This window comes from Palleronia aestuarii, assembly GCF_003253995.1.
Lineage (GTDB): Bacteria > Pseudomonadota > Alphaproteobacteria > Rhodobacterales > Rhodobacteraceae > Palleronia > Palleronia aestuarii.
In genome coordinates, this window is the sequence record NZ_QKZL01000016.1 from 69,378 (window position 1) to 87,684 (window position 18,307).

At 63.7% G+C, this 18,307-nt stretch carries 20 protein-coding genes and 1 tRNA gene; 10 read left to right on the forward strand and 11 right to left on the reverse strand.

What is annotated here, in order from left to right:
* Positions 1 to 6: 6 nt before the first annotated feature.
* A complete protein-coding gene (locus LX81_RS15350; protein ID WP_111538203.1) occupies positions 7 to 3,630 on the reverse strand; it encodes a vitamin B12-dependent ribonucleotide reductase in 3,624 nt (1,207 codons plus the stop codon).
* Positions 3,631 to 4,143: 513 nt separating this feature from the next.
* Between LX81_RS15350 and LX81_RS15355 the strand changes: the two genes are divergently transcribed.
* Together LX81_RS15355 and LX81_RS15360 are read left to right on the forward strand one after the other, a co-directional pair.
* Positions 4,144 to 5,253 (forward strand): TRAP transporter substrate-binding protein, encoded by a 1,110-nt coding sequence (locus LX81_RS15355; RefSeq protein WP_111538204.1) that lies wholly within the window; start codon positions 4,144 to 4,146, stop codon positions 5,251 to 5,253.
* Positions 5,254 to 5,397: 144 nt separating this feature from the next.
* The gene (locus tag LX81_RS15360) at positions 5,398 to 5,883 is read left to right on the forward strand and encodes a DUF892 family protein (protein ID WP_111538205.1); all 486 of its coding nucleotides are present in this window, start codon (positions 5,398 to 5,400) and stop codon (positions 5,881 to 5,883) included.
* 9 nt (positions 5,884 to 5,892) lie between these two features.
* On the opposite strand, the gene LX81_RS15365 is transcribed toward LX81_RS15360, so the two are convergent.
* From LX81_RS15365 to pdxH, 6 genes are all read right to left on the reverse strand, one after another.
* Positions 5,893 to 7,815: a TRAP transporter large permease gene (locus tag LX81_RS15365; RefSeq protein WP_111538206.1), complete on the reverse strand. Its 1,923-nt coding sequence runs from the start codon at positions 7,813 to 7,815 to the stop codon at positions 5,893 to 5,895.
* A complete protein-coding gene (locus LX81_RS15370) occupies positions 7,812 to 8,390 on the reverse strand; it encodes a TRAP transporter small permease subunit (protein ID WP_111538207.1) in 579 nt (192 codons plus the stop codon). Before LX81_RS15370 ends, LX81_RS15365 begins: the two co-directional genes overlap by 4 nt.
* Before the next feature lie 114 nt (positions 8,391 to 8,504).
* A tRNA-Pro gene (locus tag LX81_RS15375) sits at positions 8,505 to 8,581 on the reverse strand.
* A gap of 41 nt (positions 8,582 to 8,622) precedes the next feature.
* Entirely contained in the window at positions 8,623 to 9,120 is a 498-nt protein-coding gene (locus tag LX81_RS15380) for a DUF192 domain-containing protein (RefSeq protein ID WP_111538208.1), read from the reverse strand.
* Positions 9,093 to 9,626: a cold shock domain-containing protein gene (locus tag LX81_RS15385; RefSeq protein ID WP_234822638.1), complete on the reverse strand. Its 534-nt coding sequence runs from the start codon at positions 9,624 to 9,626 to the stop codon at positions 9,093 to 9,095. The genes LX81_RS15380 and LX81_RS15385 overlap by 28 nt, the downstream gene beginning before the upstream one ends.
* Positions 9,627 to 9,715: 89 nt before the next feature.
* On the reverse strand, positions 9,716 to 10,321 hold the full coding sequence (gene pdxH / locus LX81_RS15390; protein WP_373280287.1) for a pyridoxamine 5'-phosphate oxidase: 606 nt from the start codon (positions 10,319 to 10,321) through the stop codon (positions 9,716 to 9,718).
* An 88-nt stretch (positions 10,322 to 10,409) separates the two neighbouring features.
* Between pdxH and fabI the strand changes: the two genes are divergently transcribed.
* From fabI to gpt, 3 genes are read left to right on the forward strand one after another with little or no spacing between them, the layout of a single operon-like run.
* Complete coding sequence (gene fabI, locus LX81_RS15395; RefSeq protein WP_111538209.1) at positions 10,410 to 11,216, forward strand: enoyl-ACP reductase FabI; 807 nt, start codon at positions 10,410 to 10,412, stop codon at positions 11,214 to 11,216.
* Between the two features lie 36 nt (positions 11,217 to 11,252).
* The gene (locus LX81_RS15400; RefSeq protein ID WP_111538210.1) at positions 11,253 to 11,867 is read left to right on the forward strand and encodes a LysE family translocator; all 615 of its coding nucleotides are present in this window, start codon (positions 11,253 to 11,255) and stop codon (positions 11,865 to 11,867) included.
* Between the two features lie 22 nt (positions 11,868 to 11,889).
* The gene (gpt, locus tag LX81_RS15405) at positions 11,890 to 12,411 is read left to right on the forward strand and encodes a xanthine phosphoribosyltransferase (RefSeq protein WP_111538211.1); all 522 of its coding nucleotides are present in this window, start codon (positions 11,890 to 11,892) and stop codon (positions 12,409 to 12,411) included.
* A 6-nt stretch (positions 12,412 to 12,417) separates the two neighbouring features.
* Here gpt and LX81_RS15410 read toward each other — a convergent pair whose 3' ends face one another.
* From LX81_RS15410 to LX81_RS15420, 3 genes are all read right to left on the reverse strand, one after another.
* Positions 12,418 to 12,870, reverse strand: a complete 453-nt coding sequence (locus tag LX81_RS15410; protein ID WP_111538212.1) for a host attachment family protein — start codon at positions 12,868 to 12,870, stop codon at positions 12,418 to 12,420.
* 1 nt (position 12,871) lies between these two features.
* Positions 12,872 to 13,111, reverse strand: a complete 240-nt coding sequence (locus LX81_RS15415; RefSeq protein WP_111538213.1) for a hypothetical protein — start codon at positions 13,109 to 13,111, stop codon at positions 12,872 to 12,874.
* A gap of 113 nt (positions 13,112 to 13,224) precedes the next feature.
* On the reverse strand, positions 13,225 to 13,824 hold the full coding sequence (locus LX81_RS15420) for a superoxide dismutase (RefSeq protein ID WP_111538214.1): 600 nt from the start codon (positions 13,822 to 13,824) through the stop codon (positions 13,225 to 13,227).
* A 249-nt stretch (positions 13,825 to 14,073) separates the two neighbouring features.
* On the opposite strand from LX81_RS15420, the gene ccmI reads away from it, so the two are divergent.
* Genes ccmI through LX81_RS15435 form a run of 3 tightly spaced genes read left to right on the forward strand, consistent with a single transcriptional unit; the run spans position 14,074 to position 16,002 of the window.
* Entirely contained in the window at positions 14,074 to 15,294 is a 1,221-nt protein-coding gene (gene ccmI, locus LX81_RS15425; RefSeq protein WP_111538215.1) for a c-type cytochrome biogenesis protein CcmI, read from the forward strand.
* The gene (gene ruvX, locus LX81_RS15430; protein ID WP_111538216.1) at positions 15,291 to 15,770 is read left to right on the forward strand and encodes a Holliday junction resolvase RuvX; all 480 of its coding nucleotides are present in this window, start codon (positions 15,291 to 15,293) and stop codon (positions 15,768 to 15,770) included. The genes ccmI and ruvX overlap by 4 nt, the downstream gene beginning before the upstream one ends.
* Positions 15,763 to 16,002 carry a DUF1289 domain-containing protein gene (locus tag LX81_RS15435; RefSeq protein WP_111538217.1) on the forward strand — a complete coding sequence of 80 codons (240 nt, stop codon included), beginning with the start codon at positions 15,763 to 15,765 and terminating at the stop codon, positions 16,000 to 16,002. The genes ruvX and LX81_RS15435 overlap by 8 nt, the downstream gene beginning before the upstream one ends.
* Here LX81_RS15435 and dusA read toward each other — a convergent pair.
* Positions 15,986 to 17,014, reverse strand: coding sequence for a tRNA dihydrouridine(20/20a) synthase DusA (dusA, locus tag LX81_RS15440; protein ID WP_272939492.1), 1,029 nt, complete (start codon positions 17,012 to 17,014; stop codon positions 15,986 to 15,988). The two genes, LX81_RS15435 and dusA, sit on opposite strands and share 17 nt — an antisense overlap.
* 219 nt (positions 17,015 to 17,233) lie before the next feature.
* On the opposite strand from dusA, the gene LX81_RS15445 reads away from it, so the two are divergent.
* The gene (locus tag LX81_RS15445) at positions 17,234 to 18,043 is read left to right on the forward strand and encodes a site-specific integrase (protein ID WP_211322786.1); all 810 of its coding nucleotides are present in this window, start codon (positions 17,234 to 17,236) and stop codon (positions 18,041 to 18,043) included.
* Between the two features lie 23 nt (positions 18,044 to 18,066).
* A partial coding sequence (locus tag LX81_RS15450) for a transposase (protein ID WP_211322787.1) occupies positions 18,067 to 18,307 on the forward strand: 241 nt, incomplete at its 3' end.

The following is an 18,307-nucleotide window of genomic DNA, read 5'->3' on the forward strand; positions in this document are numbered from 1 at the left end:
GGTTCCTCAGCTGCAGCCGCTGGTTCCGCCACAGGTGTTGCACTTCATGCAGGTGCCGTTCCTGACCAGCGTATAGTTGCCGCATTCGCCGCAAGGATCACCCTCGTAGCCCTGCATCCGGGCTTTGGCGCGCGGGTCCATCGAGGTGGCCACGGCCGTCTCCGAACCCGTCGATCTCAGCGTGCTCACCGCACCGGGCTCCTCCGGGGCAACTGCCGCGCTCATGCCGCCCTGCAGCAGCACGAGGTCCTGCGGGAGACGGTTGCGCAGATAACCCGAGGAGGCGACCTGCCGGAGAACCTCGAGCGGGGAAGAGCCGCCCTTCTCCGGTGCGTCGGACAGGCGACGCTTGCCCTCGTCCTCGCCGCGGCCGAGATCGTCGAAGCTCGCACCTTCGGGCTTCACATGGGCAAGGTCGGTCCGGTCGAGATAGCTCACCGCCAGTTCGCGGAAAATGTAGTCAAGGATCGAGGTCGCGTTCTTGATCGCCTCGTTGCCCTGGACCATGCCCGCCGGTTCGAACTTCGTGAAGGTGAAGGCGTCCACGAACTCCTCGAGCGGCACGCCGTATTGCAGGCCGACCGAGACGGCGATGGCGAAGTTGTTCATCATCGCCCGGAAGCCCGCGCCTTCCTTGTGCATGTCGATGAAGATCTCGCCGAGCTTGCCGTCGCGATATTCCCCGGTCCTGAGATACACCTTGTGGCCGCCGACGATGGCCTTCTGGGTATAGCCGCGGCGCCGTTCCGGCATCCGCTCCCGGCCGCGGGCGACCTCCTTGACGATCACCTTCTCCACGATCTTCTCCGCGAGGACCGCGGCCTTTTCCTGCGCCGAACCGGTGGCGAGGATCTCTTCCGCCTCCTCGTCGTCCTCCACCAGCGCGGCGGCGAGCGGCTGCGAGAGCTTGGAGCCGTCGCGGTAGAGCGCGTTGGCCTTCACGCCCAGCGACCACGACAACTCGTAGGCCGCCTTGCACGCCTCGATCGAGGCGTCGTTGGGCATGTTGATCGTCTTCGAGATCGCACCGGAGATGAAGCTCTGCGCGGCAGCCATCATGTGGATATGAGCCTCCACCGAGAGGTAGCGCTTGCCGGTCTTGCCGCAGGGATTGGCGCAGTCGAAGATGTGGTAGTGCTTCGGATCGAGGTGCGGTGCCCCCTCGAGCGTCATGGTCCCGCAGACATGGTCGTTGGCCGCGTCGATCTGGCTCCGCGTGAAGCCCAGGTGCCGCAGCAGGTCGAAGGTCGGGTCGGCGAGCTTCGCCGCCGGGATGCCGAGCGTGTCGCGGCAGAACGTCTCCCCGAGCGTCCACTGGTTCATCACGAAGCGGATGTCGAAGGCGGACGGCAGCGCCGCCTCGATGGCCTCGATCTGGGCCGGGCCGAAGCCGTGACCGATGAGCGCGGTATGGTTCACGCCCGGCGCGTTCCCGAGCGAACCGTGGCCGACGGCATGGGCCACGATCTCCTCGATCTGGGCCGACGAATAGCCGAGATTGTCGAGCGCCGCAGGCACGGAGCGGTTGATGATCTTGAAGTAACCGCCGCCCGCGAGCTTCTTGAACTTCACCAGCGCGAAATCCGGCTCGATGCCCGTGGTGTCGCAATCCATGACGAGGCCGATCGTGCCGGTGGGTGCGATGACGGAAACCTGCGCGTTGCGGAAACCGTTCGCCTCGCCCAGCCTCAGCGCCTCGTCCCAGGCATTGCGCGCGAGGTCGGCGAGCCGTGGATCGGGGCAGTTAGCGTGATCGAGGGCGACCGGCGCGACCTCCAGCCCCTCGTATGGCACCGTTCCACCCTGCGCGGCGTTGCGATGGTTGCGTATGACGCGCTGCATGTGGCTCGCGTTCCGGGCATAGCCCGCGAAGGGCCCGAGCTCGCCCGCCATCTCCGCCGAGGTGGCATAGCTCACACCGGTCATGAGCGCGGTCAGCGCGCCGCAGAGCGCACGGCCCTCCGGGCTGTCGTAGCCATGCCCCATGTTCATCAGGAGCGCGCCGATATTGGCGTAGCCGAGGCCGAGCGTCCGGAAATCGTAGCTCCGCTGCGCGATTTCCTTCGACGGGAACTGCGCCATCATCACCGAGATCTCGAGCGTGATCGTCCAGAGCCGCGTCGCGTGCACGTAGCCTTCGGCGTCGAACGTCCCGTCATGCAGGAACGTCAGCAGGTTCATCGACGCGAGGTTGCAGGCCGTGTCATCGAGGAACATGTATTCCGAGCACGGGTTCGAGCCCCGGATCGCGCCGTCCTCCGGGCAGGTATGCCAGGCATTGACGGTGTCGTGGAACTGGATGCCGGGGTCGGCGCAGGCCCAGGCGGCATGGCCCACCTGCTCCCAGAGATCGCGCGCCTTGATGGTCTTTGCGACCTTGCCGTCGGTGCGGCGCACGAGTTCCCAATCGGCGTCGTCCTTCACCGCCTTGAGGAAGGCGTCGGTCACGCGGATCGAGTTGTTGGAGTTCTGGCCCGAGACCGACGAATAGGCCTCGCTGTCCCAGTCGGTGTCGTAGGTCGGAAATTCGATCGAGGCATAGCCCTGCCGCGCGTAGTCGAGCACGCGCTTGATATAGGTCTCCGGGATCGCGACCTTCTTGGCCGATTTCACCGCGTCCTTCAGGGCGGGGTTCACCTTCGGGTCGTAGGCGTCCTCCGCCCGGCCGTCCCACGCGCCGATCGCCGCGAAGATGCCGTTGAGCTTCTCCTCGTGCATCTTTGAGCCGGCGACGATCGAGGCGACCTTCTGCTCCTCGATGACCTTCCAGTTGATGAAGCTCTCGATGTCGGGGTGGTCGGCGTCGCAGATCACCATCTTGGCCGCGCGCCGCGTCGTGCCGCCCGACTTGATCGCACCCGCCGCGCGGTCGCCGATCTTGAGAAAACCCATGAGCCCGGAGGACCGGCCGCCGCCCGAGAGGGCCTCGCCCTCGCCGCGCAGCGAGGAGAAGTTGGTGCCCGTGCCGGATCCATACTTGAAGAGCCGTGCCTCGCGCACCCAGAGATCCATGATGCCGCCGTCGTTCACCAGGTCGTCGGAGACCGACTGGATGAAACAGGCATGCGGCTGCGGATGCTCGTAGGACGAGGACGATTTCGTGAGCTCACCGGTACGGTAATCGACGTAATGGTGACCCTGCGCGGGCCCGTCGATGCCGTAGGCCCAGTGGAGGCCGGTGTTGAACCATTGCGGCGAGTTCGGCGCGGCCTTCTGCGTGGCGAGCATGAAGCGCATCTCGTCGAAATAGGCGCGGGCGTCCTCCTCCGAGGTGAAATAGCCGCCCTTCCATCCCCAATAGGTCCAGGCACCCGCGAGCCGGTCGAAGACTTGCTTCGAGGAAGTCTCCCCGCCCATCTCCGCGCCTTCGGCCGCGACGGAGCGCCAGAGGAACTCGGGCACGCCCTTCTCCTTCACGCGCACGAGCTTCGAGGGCACGCCCGCCTTGCGGAAATACTTCTGCGCGATGACGTCGGAGGCCACCTGGCTCCAGGTCGAGGGCACCTCAACGGAGTCGTTGCGGAACACCACCGTTCCGTCGGGATTGCGGATCTCGGAGATCGTCGTGGTGAAGTCCAGATCGGCATAGGCGTCCTGCCCGGCCCGCGTGAAACTGCGCTCGATTTTCATGGCGTCCCTCGTTCTTCTGCGGCTTTGCCGCCCTGTTCCCGCACGATGCGGGCGACACGCGCAGGTTTCCCGCTCCGTCCCACGCGATGGGATGGAGGGTGAAGACCAACAACATATGGTGTCGCCCCGTCGGCTGAACACAAACTGGAGCGAAAGCGCCGTGCTCGTCAAAGCGATTCTTCGACTTATCCACCGACAAAATCTCTTGACCTTCCCTCACCCCGAACCATGCGGAACGCTCCGATCCGGCTAAGTGCCCGTAAGTCCATGCAGGTGCACACGTTTAGGGAGATCTGCCTGTAGAATCGCCTGTTCCGCGGTGTTGCGCCGGGAAACGGCGCACCGCCAATCGATTAGGCAGAACGTACCGCATTTGGCGACCGACCTCGAACTGACGCTACATCTTGCGATTTTTCCGGGAGATCGATTCGTCCGGGACCCGCACCATCCGCTGGCTTGACCCTGCCGATGGCGCTAGAATTCCCGTCGTAACGATCCCCAGGGAGGACAGATATGGACCGTCGCAGATTTCTCAGGACCGCCGCCGTGGGCGGCGCGGGGGCCAGCGCCCTTGCCGCCCCCGCCCTCGCGCAATCGCAAGACCGCATCCAGTGGCGATGCACCTCGTCGTTCCCGCCCGCGCTCGACACGATCTTCGGCGGGGCGCAGGACGTGGCGAAGTACGTGCGCGAGGCGACGGATGGGGCGTTCGACATCCAGGTCTTCGCCGCCGGTGAGATCGTGCCGGGCCTTCAGGCCGCCGACGCCGTGCAGAACGGTACCGTGGAGATGTGCCACACCGCTGCCTACTATTATGTCGGGAAGTCGCCGACTTGGGCACTCGGCGCGGTCATCCCCTACGGCCTGAACAACCGCGGCATGAACGCTTGGCTGTATTACGGCGGCGGCCTCGACATGCTGAACGAGTTCTACAACGCGCAAGGGCTGCAGTACCTTCCCGCGGGCAACACCGGCACGCAGATGGGCGGTTGGTTCCGCAGCGAGATCAATTCGCTGCAGGACATGCAGGGCCTGCAGATGCGGATCGCGGGACTGGCGGGCCAGATCATGGAGCAGATCGGCGTGACGCCGCAGCAGATCGCGGGCGGCGATATCTACCCTGCGCTCGAACGCGGAACGATCGACGCGGCGGAATGGATCGGGCCCTACGACGACGAGAAACTCGGCTTCTACCAAGTGGCACCCTACTACTACTATCCCGGCTGGTGGGAGGGGAACCTGACCCTCAATTGCTTCATCAACCAGTCTTCGTGGGACGGGCTGTCGGACACCTACAAGAGCCTGCTTGCCACGGCCTGCCGCGCCGCGAATACCGAGATGATGGCGGAATACGACTACAAGAACCCCACCGCGCTCCGCTCGCTCGTGTCGAACGGCGCGCAGCTTCGCGCCTATCCCGAGGACGTGCTCAACGCGACCTACGACGCGGCACTGCAACTCTACTCCGATATCTCTTCGAGCGATTCGGACTGGAAGCCGATCTACGACAGCATGATGGCGTTCCAGGCCGAGCATTTCCTGTGGCAGCAGGTGGCCGAGACGACGTTCTCCAACTTCATGCAGAACAAGCAGCGCGCAGGCGAACTTCCCGCGCAGCAATGACACGATCGCGGGCGGCCCTCGGGCCGTCCGCTCGACTTGAAGATGGTTGGAGACCATCGATCAGGATTGATTTCTGACAATCCGTTCACTTTAATAGCGAACAAAGATTTGATCGACTGAATTTTACAATCATGAGGTGAAGTTTTGAACGTCATCACCTTGGACACGCATGAATTGCGTGAACTCTATCGGCATGCCCTCCACGAAACCTACCGCGCCGAAATGCAGGCCCTCTCGATCTTTTCCTGGATCGTCGACAATGCACGAAGCCCCGCGCTGCGCGGCCTCGCCCTAGCGGAAATGGATCTTGGGCGTGCCAACCTGGATCGGCTCGATGACGTGATCCGCTCTGCCGACCCGAAGCTCTCGCGTGAGATAGCCGCGCGTCAGCCCGTTCCCTTCGACGAATCGACCTTTGGCGCCAAGCGCTTTACCTCTGCCCGTGTGCGAGATTTCGCGATGTCGATGACGGCACAGAGCATGTCGGATTACCGGCTCATGCGGTACCGCGCCTTGGTGAACATCGCGAAGATCCTGCACAGCGACACGCTTCTCGACGGGTTCCGCATGACGCTGACGGCCTTGGATATCAGCGAGGCGCGGATGACACGACTGCAAGGCAGGCTCTGAACGGCTCGATTAATTTCCGAAATTGAAGCCACCGGTCGCGTCGTCTCCGGATTGTTCGTCAGCTGGGGCGGAATCACCACCCGAAGGGGTGGGCTCCGCGTTTCCTGCATCGATGTTCAAATCGGAACCACCCCCAGATCGAGCGGGCTCGTCGGATGGTGCCGTCGTCTCGTTCGCTCCGCCGCCGAAATTGAAACCGCCGGTCGTACCGCCGGAGGCACCCTCCGACGGCTCGGCCGATTCTCCCCCACCGCCGAAATTGAAATCACCCGACGGGGCAGAGGATCCGCCGCCCGTTCCGAAGTTGAGGCCGCCGGTGGCATCGCCCTCGGCCGCCGGCGCCGTAACCGAGCCCCGGTTCTGTCGCGCATCGTCGTAATGGGTGACCAGTCCCGGCACGAAGATGACGAGGAGGATGAGCAGGAACTGAATGCCGATGAAAGGCAGCACGCCGCGATAAATCTCTACGGTGCGGACCCGTGGAAGTTTCCGGCCGCTGCTCTCGTCATGCCAATCCCGCGTCGGGGCCACGGATCGCAGATAGAAGAGCGCGAAGCCGAACGGCGGTGTCAGGAACGACGTCTGCAGGTTCATCGACAGGATGACGCCGAACCAGATGAGGTCGATGCCGAGCGTCTGCGCCACCGGGGCGAGAAGCGGCACGAGGATGAACGCGATCTCGAAGAAGTCGAGAAAGCAGCCGAGGATGAAGATCACGATGGTGACGACGATGAGGAATCCGTACTCGCCGCCCGGCAGCCCGAGGAGGAGTTCCTCCAGCCAGACCTGACCATTGACGCCGTAGAAGGTCAGGCCGAACACCCGCGCGCCGATCAGGATGAAGAGGACGAAGGCCGACAGCTTTGCCGTCGCCTCGACCGCGGAGCGGGTGGTTGCGAAATCCAGCCTTCCTTTCGCCAGTGCGAGAAGGAGCGCACCGACGGCGCCCATCGCACCGCCTTCCGTAGGCGTAGCGATGCCGAGAAAGATCGTCCCGAGGACGAGGAAAATCAGCGCGAGCGGCGGGATAAGGACGATCACCACCTCCTCGGCAAGACGTGAGAGAACGCCGATCCCGAAATGACGGTTCGCGAGCGCGATCGCGTAGCAGATGACGACGGAAAAGGCAGCGGCGTAGACCACGCGCGATGCGGGGATCGCTTCCGCGAACAGGACGCGCGCGGCCACCAAGTAAAGGACGACCGAGAGGGCGATCATCGCGACGAGCGACCAGACCCCGCCGCCGAGCCGCCGTTCCTCAGGCGGGAGAGCGGGCACGGAATCGGGACGCAGGATCGTCAACGCGAAGATGTAGAGGCAATAGACCCCGATTATGATCAGCGCGGGCCAGATCGCACCGAGATACATGTCGCCCACGGACACGCCGAGCTGATCCGCCATGACGATAAGGACGAGCGAGGGCGGCACGATCTGCGCCAGCGTACCCGCCGCGGCGATGGTGCCTGTAGCGACCGACTGATCGTAATTGTATCGCTGCATGATCGGGAGGGAGATCAAACCCATTGCGATGACGGACGCCGCGACTACGCCCGTCGTGGCTGCAAGCAGCGCACCGACGAGCACCACGGCGAAGGCCACGCCGCCACGGATCGGCCCGAAGAGCTGTCCGACCGTATCGAGCAGATCCTCCGCCATGCCGGATCGTTCGAGGATGATCCCCATGAAGGTGAAGAACGGAATCGCGAGCAGCGTGTCGTTCGACATGATGCCGAAGACCCGTTCGGGCATCGCCCTCAAAAGCGGCCAGAAAAGATTGATCTCGTTCGAATAATCGGAGAGCGCCACGCCCACGACGAAATAGAAGAGCCCCCCCGCGGCCAGTGTCAGCGCCACCGGATAGCCGAGGATCAACATCCCCATCACGGAGATGAACATGATGGGCGCGAGATTGTGTGCGATGAGTTCGATCATGCGTCGCGCGCTCCGGCTTCCCGGGCCGCGGGCGGCAGATCATCCTCCGCCCCACTCTCCTCCGGCATCGGCAGATGGCCCGTCAGCATCGCGCCGCGCTTGATGATCTCCGACACGCCCTGGGCAACGAGGAGCGCGAAGCCCGCGAGGATCCAAAGCTTCGCCGGCCAGCGGATCAGACCGCCTGCATTGTTCGATTGCTCGCCGGACAGGAAGGAGCTCACGACGAACGGCCAGGACAGATAGGTCATCAGTATCGCGAACGGCATCAGGAAAAGGATGTGGCATACGAGGTCGATCCAGACCCGCGAGCGGGTCGAGAGACGCTGCGACAGCACGTCCACGCGAACATGCTCGTCCTCCCGCAACGTCCAGGCCGCACAGAGCATGAAGACCGCGCCGAAGAGATACCATTGCAGCTCGAGCCAGGCGTTCGACGAAAGATTGAAGCTCTTCCGGATCACGGCGTTGCCCGCGCTGACGATCACGGCCAAGAGAAGCAGCCACGCCATGGTCCGCCCGATCCAGCCCGTTACGCGGTCGACAACCTGCGAGACACTGAGAAGCCCGTTCATCGAACGCGCCTCCGATCAAGCTGACCGAACATCTCACCCCTCCCGGATCGACCCGATAACGCCGTCCATAGAGGCATTCCCGGCGACCCGTTTCAATGCCGAAAATGTCGGAGATGGTCGGGGCGATAGGATTCGAACCTACGACCTACGGTACCCAAAACCGCCGCGCTACCAAGCTGCGCCACGCCCCGACACGGTGTCCATATAAGCGACGGTGCGCGTTGGAAAGGGTCTAGTTCGCCTCGGCGTCACAGGACCATGCCGAACCATCCTGCGGCAGGGCCGCGTGCCGGAGTTCCGTCCCGGGACCGATGCCGATCTTGCGGGACAGGCCGCCATTGATCTCGAGGACGCTCTGCACCGCGTCGCCGCCCGGAATCGGCGTTTCGTCGAGGGGCACCGCGTTCTCGTGCACCCGCGTCACGACGCCCTCTGCATCGGCGAAGATGATGTCGAGCGGGATGAGTGTGTTGCGCATCCAGAATGACGTTCGCTGGGGGCGATCGTAGACGAAGAGCATGCCGCGTCCGGCCGCGAGGCTCTCGCGGTGCATGAGGCCGCGGGCCCGCTCGGCATCGTCGTCCGCGAGTTCGACGTGAAAGCGGGCCGCGCCCCAATCGCCCCGCAATTCGACCACCCCCGGCGCGCATTCCGCCCGGAGCCCGACCGCGGACGCGACGAGACCGAAAATGAATACCCCGCTCAGGAGGATGTTATCGCGCTTTCCCATATGCTCACAAACGTCGCAAGACGCCCTCTGTCTCCATCGGCCACGCGGATCGCAATCGCCTCGCCCGGCTGGAGATCCGCGAGGGAAGACCGCCGCAGGACATCGATGTGGATAAAGACGTCTTCGGGGCGTCCGAAAACGTTCGCGAATCCGAAGCCCTTCGAACGATCGAACCATTTCACGCGCGCGGGTTCGAGTTCGCCCCCGTCTAGTTCCGGGTCGAAGGATTGATCGGCCAGATCAGCCGTTTCGACGGACGGCGGGACGATCTCGAGGATTTCCTGGGCCTGCATACCACGCTGCGTCTCGACTACTCGTATCGTCACGGTGCTTCCGTCGCTGATTGAGCTTTGCCCGAAGTTCTTCAGAACATTGGCGTGCAGCAGCACGTCCCGACCGAGTTCGGCCGAGGTCACGAACCCGTATCCCTTCACACTATCGAACCATTTGACCTGACCGGTCATGATCGATGCGTTCGTCTCGTCGCCCTCAGACAATTCATTCATGCAAGCAGCGCCCGCCCTCATCTCGATTTTGCGAAACATGATAGCGTCGTTATCGCCGTTCACCATGCAAGAGGATCGTCCAGAACAATCTAGGGAAAAAGACGCCGTGCGGACCAACTTTTGGCAAGATCGTCGCGACGCCAAGCTTCCCTGTCATGCAGACGAAACTCTACATCGGCCCAGAACTCAATTTCTAGTGGGGTCAGCATAAATCCGCCCCAATGCGGGGGACGTGGGGGATTTTCGCCGAAACGCGCCCGAGCCTCCTCTATACGGGTCTCGAGAGCGCCGCGATCCGCTAGGGGTTGTGACTGTATAGATGCCCAGGCCCCCAAACGCGAGTCAAGAGGCCGCGATGCGAAATAGGCATCCGAGCGCTCGTCCGGGATCCGCGAGATCGGCCCTCGCGCCCGAACCTGCCGCCTGCAACTCTTCCAGTGCATCGTGAAGGCCGCCTGACCCGTCGCGGCAATCTCCGATCCCTTGCGGCTTTCGTAGTTCGTGTAGAACACGAATCCCTCGTCATCGATCTCCTTGAGAAGGACGATCCGCACGTTCGGCACGCCCGCCGGATCGACCGTGGCCAGGGCGATTGCGTTCGGGTCGTTGACCTCGGTCTCGGACGCACTCGCGAGCCAGTCACGTACAAGGTCGACGGGATCGGTCGCGCCGAAGACGGGAGACGGAGATGTCACGATCTGTTCCTCCGGGAGATGAGCTTGATGCCGGGGGAACAATCCCCTAAAGGCAGCGGAACGTTCGAGGATCGGTGAAAGGCGCGAAATGTCAACGGATTTGATGGCGGGCAAGCGCGGACTGATCATGGGATTGGCGAACGACAAGTCGATCGCCTGGGGGATCGCGAAGGCGCTGTCCGGCGCCGGCGCGGAGCTCGCCTTCTCCTATCAGGGCGATGCGTTGAAGAAGCGGGTCATACCGCTGGCCGAAAGCCTTGGATCGGACGTGGTCCTGCCCTGCGACGTGGGCGACGCGAACAGTCTCGACGCGCTGTTCGATGCCCTCCGGGATCGCTGGGGCCGGATCGACTTCGTCGTCCACGCGATCGGCTTTTCCGACAAGTCGGAACTTCGCGGCCGCTATGTCGACACGAGCCGGGAGAACTTTCGGATGTCGATGGACATCTCGGTCTATTCGTTCACGGCCGTCATGCAGCGTGCCGAGAAGCTGATGACGGATGGGGGGGCGGGCCTGACCCTTACCTATTACGGTGCGGAGAAGGTCATGCCGCATTACAACGTCATGGGTGTCGCCAAGGCGGCGCTCGAGGCGTCGGTGCGCTATCTCGCCGAGGATCTGGGCCGTGACGGCATCCGCGTGAACGCGATCAGCGCCGGTACGATCAAGACCCTAGCGGCCTCGGGGATCGGTGATTTCCGCTACATCATGAAATGGAACGAGTACAACGCCCCCCTGCGCCGCACCGTCACGCAGGAGGAAGTCGGCCGGTCCGCGCTCTATCTCCTCAGCGATCTCGGATCGGCCGTGACGGGGGAGGTGCTGCATGTCGATGCCGGGTATCACGTCGTGGGCATGAAGGCCGTCGACGCGCCGGACATCACCAAGGACTGACGTGGTTCGGTCCCGCCAGCGATCCGGAGTCCCGGAATGACCCTTTCCGCGATCGTCGGTGTGGCTCTCGTCCATCTTCTCGCCGCGATGAGCCCCGGCCCGTCGTTCGTCCTCTCGATACGCACGGCCGCCACCGAAGGGTTCCGTCCGGCAGCCTGCCTCGCGCTCGGCTTCGGGTTCGGGGCGATGCTCTGGGCCTTCGGGGCGCTTGCCGGTCTTGCGCTGCTCTTCGAGATCGTCCCGCCGCTCTTCGTCGCGTTGAAAGTCGCAGGAGGGATCTTCCTCGTCTATCTCGCGTACTCCATGTGGCGGCACGCACCCGATCCGATGCCGGTGATCGCACCCGACGCGCCGCCTCGGGGCGCGGCCGCGGCCATCCGCCTCGGACTTGCCTCGATGCTGGCCAATCCCAAGCCGGCGGTCTTCTTCGGCGCAGTCTTCGTGGGCCTCGTTCCGCCGAGCGCCGACATGGGCGATCGCACCATCATCCTACTCAATATTCTTTGGGTCGAGACGGCATGGTATCTCGTCGTCGCGCGCCTCTTCTCGTTGGAGCGGGCACGGCGCGCCTATGGGCGTGCGAAAACCGTTCTGGATCGCGTATTCGGCAGCATTCTCGGCGCTCTCGGGGTAAAGGTGGCAGTGACGTGATCACGGAAGGGTAACGAACGGTATGGTCGAGCGATTGCCACACGAAAAGGGGTTCCACGTAAGCTGGGACCAGATCCATCGCGATGCGCGGGCGCTAGCCTGGCGGCTGGACGGTGCGGGTCCGGAAGGCGGCGCCGGGGAGCGGGGCGGCGGATGGCGGGCAATCGTGGCCATTACCCGCGGCGGGATGGCGCCCGCGATGATCGTCGCCCGCGAACTCGATATCCGCACGGTCGATACGATCAGCGTGAAGAGCTACGATCACCAATCCCGTTCGGAAGCTCGCGTTCTGAAGTCGCCCGATATCGGGCTCATGGGCGACGGAGAGGGAATCCTCGTGATCGATGACCTCGTCGACAGCGGCAAGACGCTGGAGCTTTGCCGCGCGCTCTTCCCGAAAGCGCATTATGCGACGGTGTATGCCAAGCCCAAGGGCCGCGCGACCGTCGATACGTTCGTCACGGAAGTCAGCCAAGATACTTGGATTTTCTTCCCCTGGGACATGGCATTGCAATACGCCCCGCCTTATCGCGGGACGGATTGAGCGGGATCAGTTGTCCATTTCGGACTTCACGAGGCGCTCGATATCCTCGATCTCGTGATTGGTGAGCGTCTTCGGGATTTCCTTGATCACCCGGCGCTCGACCTCCTTGTGGACCTTGGCCCGCAGGTCACCGAGCACACCTGGGGACGCGACCACGACGAGGCTCTCGAACGCCCCGTTATGCGCACGGTTGTAGAGCATCTCGGCCAGGTCATCTGCGAACCGCTCCTTGGCAAGCTGGTGCCAGTCGGTATCTTCCACGGCCGACCGCTGGACGTTCGGTCCGTCATTGAAACGACCGCGACGGTTGGCCGCCTGCTCGCGGTTTGGCGGGTTCTCCTGCTCTTCCTTGGTCAGGACGGTAAAATACGGATCCTCGTGATCGGTCTGGTTCTCGAGGATCAGCGCCTTCTCACCGTCGGCGATCAGCACCCAGGTGCCTTGCGTCAGTCGGGCCATGTTATTCCTCCTCGTCTGCGCCGGTTCCGTGATGCCCGCCGAGATTTCCTTCTCCCTCCTCGTCGGACTTCGTCACGCGCGTGGCACCACCGCCGCCTACACGCTGCTTTTCCTCGTCCCGCGTGCCGACCTGTCGTTCCAACTCACCCTCGGCACGACCCTGATGGCTCGGTGCCGCCGTGTCGTCCACGAATTGCTCGGTCTCGCTCACGCCGTCCTTCGATCTTTTACGCTCTGCCATCGTCCTCTCCTCTAATCCTTTGATCCGCAACGGATCGGAGACACCGTTGTTCCGTCGTTCGAAACGAGAAAGGCCCGCCGATGGCGGGCCTTCGAGCTAACGTGACGGCTGGATCACATCCGGCTGGCGACGCTCTCCCAGTTCACGAGCTTCTCGAGGAAGTTCGACAGGTAGGCCGGGCGCTTGTTGCGGAAGTCGATGTAATAGGAATGCTCCCACACGTCGCAGCCGAGAAGCGCCGTCTGTCCGAAGCAAAGCGGATTCACGCCATTCTCCGTCGAGGTAACCTTGAGACCGCCGTCGCTGTCTTTCACGAGCCAGGCCCAGCCCGATCCGAACTGCCCGCCACCCTTCGCGGCGAATTCTTCCTTGAACTTGTCGACGGAGCCGAAGCTGTCCGTGATGGCCGTTTCGAGTTCCGACGGCATCTTGCTCTCGCCGGGACCCATCATCTCCCAGAACTGGCAGTGGTTCCAGTATTGCGAGGCGTTGTTGAAGAGACCCGACTGCGCGACGGCGCCCTTGTCATAGGTGCCCTTGACGATCTCCTCGATCGATTTGCCTTCCCACTCCGAGCCACTCGTCATCTCGGCCGTCTTGTCGGCATAGGCCTTGTGGTGAATATCATGGTGATATTCCAGCGTCTCGCGGCTCATGCCGTTATCGGCGAGCGCGTCGTGCGAATAGGGAAGATCGGGAAGTTCGAAAGCCATTTTGTCCCTCCGAGGAATTGCCGTGTCATTTCAATCCGTAACCATGCGGCTCACCGCACGGCCTGACGGATTGCTCGATTAACAAACGGTTCATCATGTGGGCGGTTCCTGCATTCGGGAGAAATCGGCGGATCCCGCGCGTGCAAAAGCCGGACGCGTCTTGCGGCATCGTGACCCGGCGCACCGGCTTGCCGCTTTCACCCGCCCTGCCGTTTCGGTAAGACGGCGCCGGATCGTCTCGGAGATATCATGCTGTTCTGGGCCCTGAGCATCGGTTGCGCCGCACTGGCCTTTCTGCCGGTGCTGGCCGCGGTCCTGCGGCCGGGAGATGACGAGGCCCGCGAGCCCGCGGATCTCGCGATCTACCGAGATCAGCTCGCGGAGGTGGGGCGTGATCGTGAGAAAGGCCTTCTCGACGCGGATGAGGCCGAACGAGCCGAGCTCGAGATTCAGCGCCGCCTGCTCGACGCGTCGCGCAATCAAACCACGCGCGCGGAACGGTCGCCGCAACTTCTGACCGGGCTCGTCATCGGCGTCATCGCGATCCTCGGCATCGGCGGCAGTTTCGGCCTCTACGCCGCGATCGGTGCGCCGGGCTACGGCGATCTTGGCCTCAGGACCCGGCTCGAGATGGCGGAAGCGGCACGGGCCGAGCGTATATCACAGATCGATGCGGAGGCCCGGGCGGAACAGTTCCTGCCTGACGAACGCACGATGCCCGAGGATTTCGCACCGCTCATGGCCCGCCTGCGCCGGGAGATGGAGGCGCGACCCGACGATACCGAAGGCCTGCGCCTCCTTGCCCGGAACGAAGCTGCGCTCAACAATTTCTCCGCCGCGAAACGCGCGCAGGAGCATCTCGTCGACCTGCTCGGTACGGAGGCGGAGGCGGAGGATCTCTCCGCCCTCGCCGAGATCATGATCCTCGCGGCGGGGGGGTTCGTGTCGCCCGAGGCGGAAGCACGGCTCGACGCGGCGCTGACCCTCGATCCGCGCGACGGACGGGCGCGGTACTTCAAGGGGCTCGCGCTTGCGCAGATCGGGCGTCCGGACCTGACCTTCGGTATCTGGTCCGCCCTTCTCGAGGCGGGGCCCGCCGACGCGCCCTGGATGACGCCGATCGCCACGCAACTCCCTGAGATCGCAGCGAGTGCAGGGATTCGCTACGACCCCCCGGCCGCGCCTGCGGCGCCGGGTCCCGATGCCGCGCAGATGGCAGATGCGGCCCAGATGTCGCCCGAGGATCGCCAGACGATGATCGAGAACATGGTCGCGGGATTGTCGGAACGTCTCGCAACGGAAGGCGGCCCCGCGCCCGACTGGGCCCGTCTCATTGCGGCTTATGGCGTCCTCGGCCGCCTCGATACCGCGCGTCGTATCTATGTCGAGGCACAGGACGTCTTCGCGCGCAGCCCGTCCGATCTGGCCCTCGTCGACGATGCGGCCGAACGTGCCGGGATCGCGGAATGATCCACGACGACATCGCCGGCTTCGCTGTGGCCCTCGCCCCTCGCCGGGCGATCCTCGGGCTCGACCTCGGCACTGCGACGATCGGCGTCGCATCCTCCGACACGCGTCTTTCCATCGCTAGCCCGGTCGAGACGATCCGACGGCGGAAATTTACGCTCGATGCCGCCCGCCTTCTCGAGATCGCGTCAGGGCGAGAGGCGGCCGGGATCGTCTTGGGCTTGCCCCTGAATATGGACGGATCCGAAGGGCCGCGCGCGCAGTCGACGCGCGCCTTCGCCCGCAATCTCACGCGGTTGACCGATCTGCCCATCGTCCTTTGGGACGAGCGGCTGTCCACCGTAGCCGCGGAGCGCGCGCTGATCGAGGCCGATACGTCCAGAGCCAAACGCGCGGACCGGATCGACAGCGTGGCTGCGGCCTACATCCTGCAAGGTGCACTCGACCGGATGCGGTACAGGACGGCGCATGATGTCTGATGACGATGTCTGGCGCCGGGACGAGGTCGAAAGCCCCTGCATCAAGATCTGCGTGGTCCACCCGGAGGAACGGCTCTGCATCGGCTGTTTGCGCAGCCTCGACGAGATTGCCAGATGGTCGAGCCTCTCATCCAGCGAACGGAAACGCATCCTCGTTGAATTGCCGTCGCGGGCCCCGCGCATCGCACGCCGCCGAGGCGGCCGGGCGGCGCGACTCAAGCAGCGGGACTGACAGCCGGCTGCCCGTCGACTTCCAGCGCGGCAAGCGCGCGCTCGACGAGTTCCGGCCCCGCATCGGCGCGATGCGCTCCCTCCGACAGGATCCGCCGCCACGCTCTTGCACCGGGGCGCCCGGCGAACAGACCGAGCATGTGGCGCGTCACCTGGGCGAGCTTGCCACCGGCGGCCAGATGCGCCTCGATATAGGGCAGCATGTCGCGCGCCACATCTTCAGCGCTTCGCTCCGATCCGGTCTCGCCGTAGATGCGCCGGTCGGCGGAAAGGAGGATGCTCGAAGGCGTCTGATAGGCCGCACGCCCGATCATCACCCCGTCGAGACCCTCGGCGAGTGCCGCCTCGGCCATCTCTAGCGATCCGATCCCGCCATTCAGAGAAATGTGGAGGGACGGAAAGGCGCGCTTCATCTCGTGGACGAGCGCGTAATCGAGCGGCGGGACGTCCCGGTTCTCCTTGGGGCTCAATCCCTGCAGCCACGCCATGCGCGCGTGGATCTGAACCCGCTTTACCCCTGCCTTGACGAGACGGCCGAGGAAGTCCGGAAGCACCGACCGGGGGTCCTGATCGTCCACGCCGATCCGGCATTTCACGGTCACTTGCCGGGGTTGCGCGGCGATCATCGCGGCGACGCATTCCGCCACGAGCGCGGCCCGCGTCATAAGGATGGCGCCGAAAGCCCCGGATTGCACACGGTCGGAGGGGCAGCCGCAATTGAGATTGATCTCGTCATATCCCGCCTCCGCACCGAGCCGCGCGGCGGCCGCCAGTTCCCCGGGATCGGAGCCGCCGAGCTGCAAGGCCACCGGATGCTCGGACGGATCGCGATCGAGCAGATGCGTCGCACCACCCCTGACCAGAGCCGGCGCCGTCACCATCTCGGTATAGAGGAGCGTCCGCAGCGACATCCGTCGATGCAGGTAGCGGCAATGCCGGTCCGTCCAGTCCATCATGGGTGCCACGGAAAGCCGTGATGCCGAACAAGCAGTTGATTTATATAAGCTAATCACTGTTTCACCGCGAGATGTCGGACTTGAAAATCTCCCGGTTTTGGCGAGTTTCTGCGGGTTTTTCCGGGTTTCAAGAACGGATTTGCTACGCCGTAGCAAGTCGAACGGCGGGCACCTCCCTCGGTCGCGAGGCCCTCCAGCACCGTCAGGCAGCCTCGATTTCCGGGCTTCGCAACCCGGACCAACCTACCGCCCGAGATCGACCAAGAAGGCCTGACCGTGTCCACCAACATCATTCAATTTCCCGGCTCGAATACAACCTTCTCCTCCGCCCCCGCAACGAAGACCGAACCTGTCGAAGCAGTGGCGCATGGCGACGGTAACCGCCGACGTAGTACAGAGTTGCGCCCTGCAACACCTTCAGACGGTCGTCGACGGGAAGGAGGTAAGTCTCGCAGCGTAGAGCGGAACATTCAAGAGATCCCCGGCGAGAACGGGGGACTCTCCTATCGCGTTCAGATCCGGAAATCGGTGGACGGAAAGACCTTCAGCTTTACCAAGACCTTCTCCAAGCTCGCCATGGCAAGGAAGTGGAAGAAGAGAAAGCTTGCAGAGATCGAGATTGATGGAGTGCAGACGTTGTCACGATCCGGCGATACCGTCGCTGATGCCATATCGGGTCGATTGGCAACGCATGCCAGCCTCGGTCGATCGGCGAAGCAGCAACTCGAGTGGCTCAGGGCAAGCGATTTCGGGAAGATGAAGTTGACTGAGCTCAGGGTGAGGGATTTGACCAATCTCGCTGACGAAATGCTGGGAGAAGAACGGCAGCCCCAGACCGTCGCTGGATATCTATCCATCCTCGTGAGTACGCTGGACTGGGCATCGAGGCGCGAGTATCCGGTTCCCATCGCTGCCCTGAAACAGGCCATGCAACTCATGTGGGAAGACGAGGTACTCGCTCGATCCGAAGAACGTGCCCGTCGCCCTACCCTGGATGAACTTAACAAGATCCTGGAAGCTGTGGCCGCGAACAAGCGCCAGAAAATGGCCTTGTTGCAGAAAGCCTGCGTGGGATTCACATCGTGAGTCCAGCGACATAGCTGTCCGGCATGTCCAAGCCTGCGCCCACCCGTTACCGCACCCTGAACTGGTCGAGTTACTACGCGTCGCTGCGTGAGCGCGGGTCTCTGACGGTCTGGTTCGACCCGGGCATGGCTTGGCACGCGGCGCCTTCGGGCAAGCAGGGGCGGCAGAAAACCTTCTCGGACGCGGCGATCCAAGCGTGCCTGACCATCAAGGTGCTGTTCGGCCTGCCGCTTCGCCAGACAACGGGCTTCGTGGCGAGCCTGT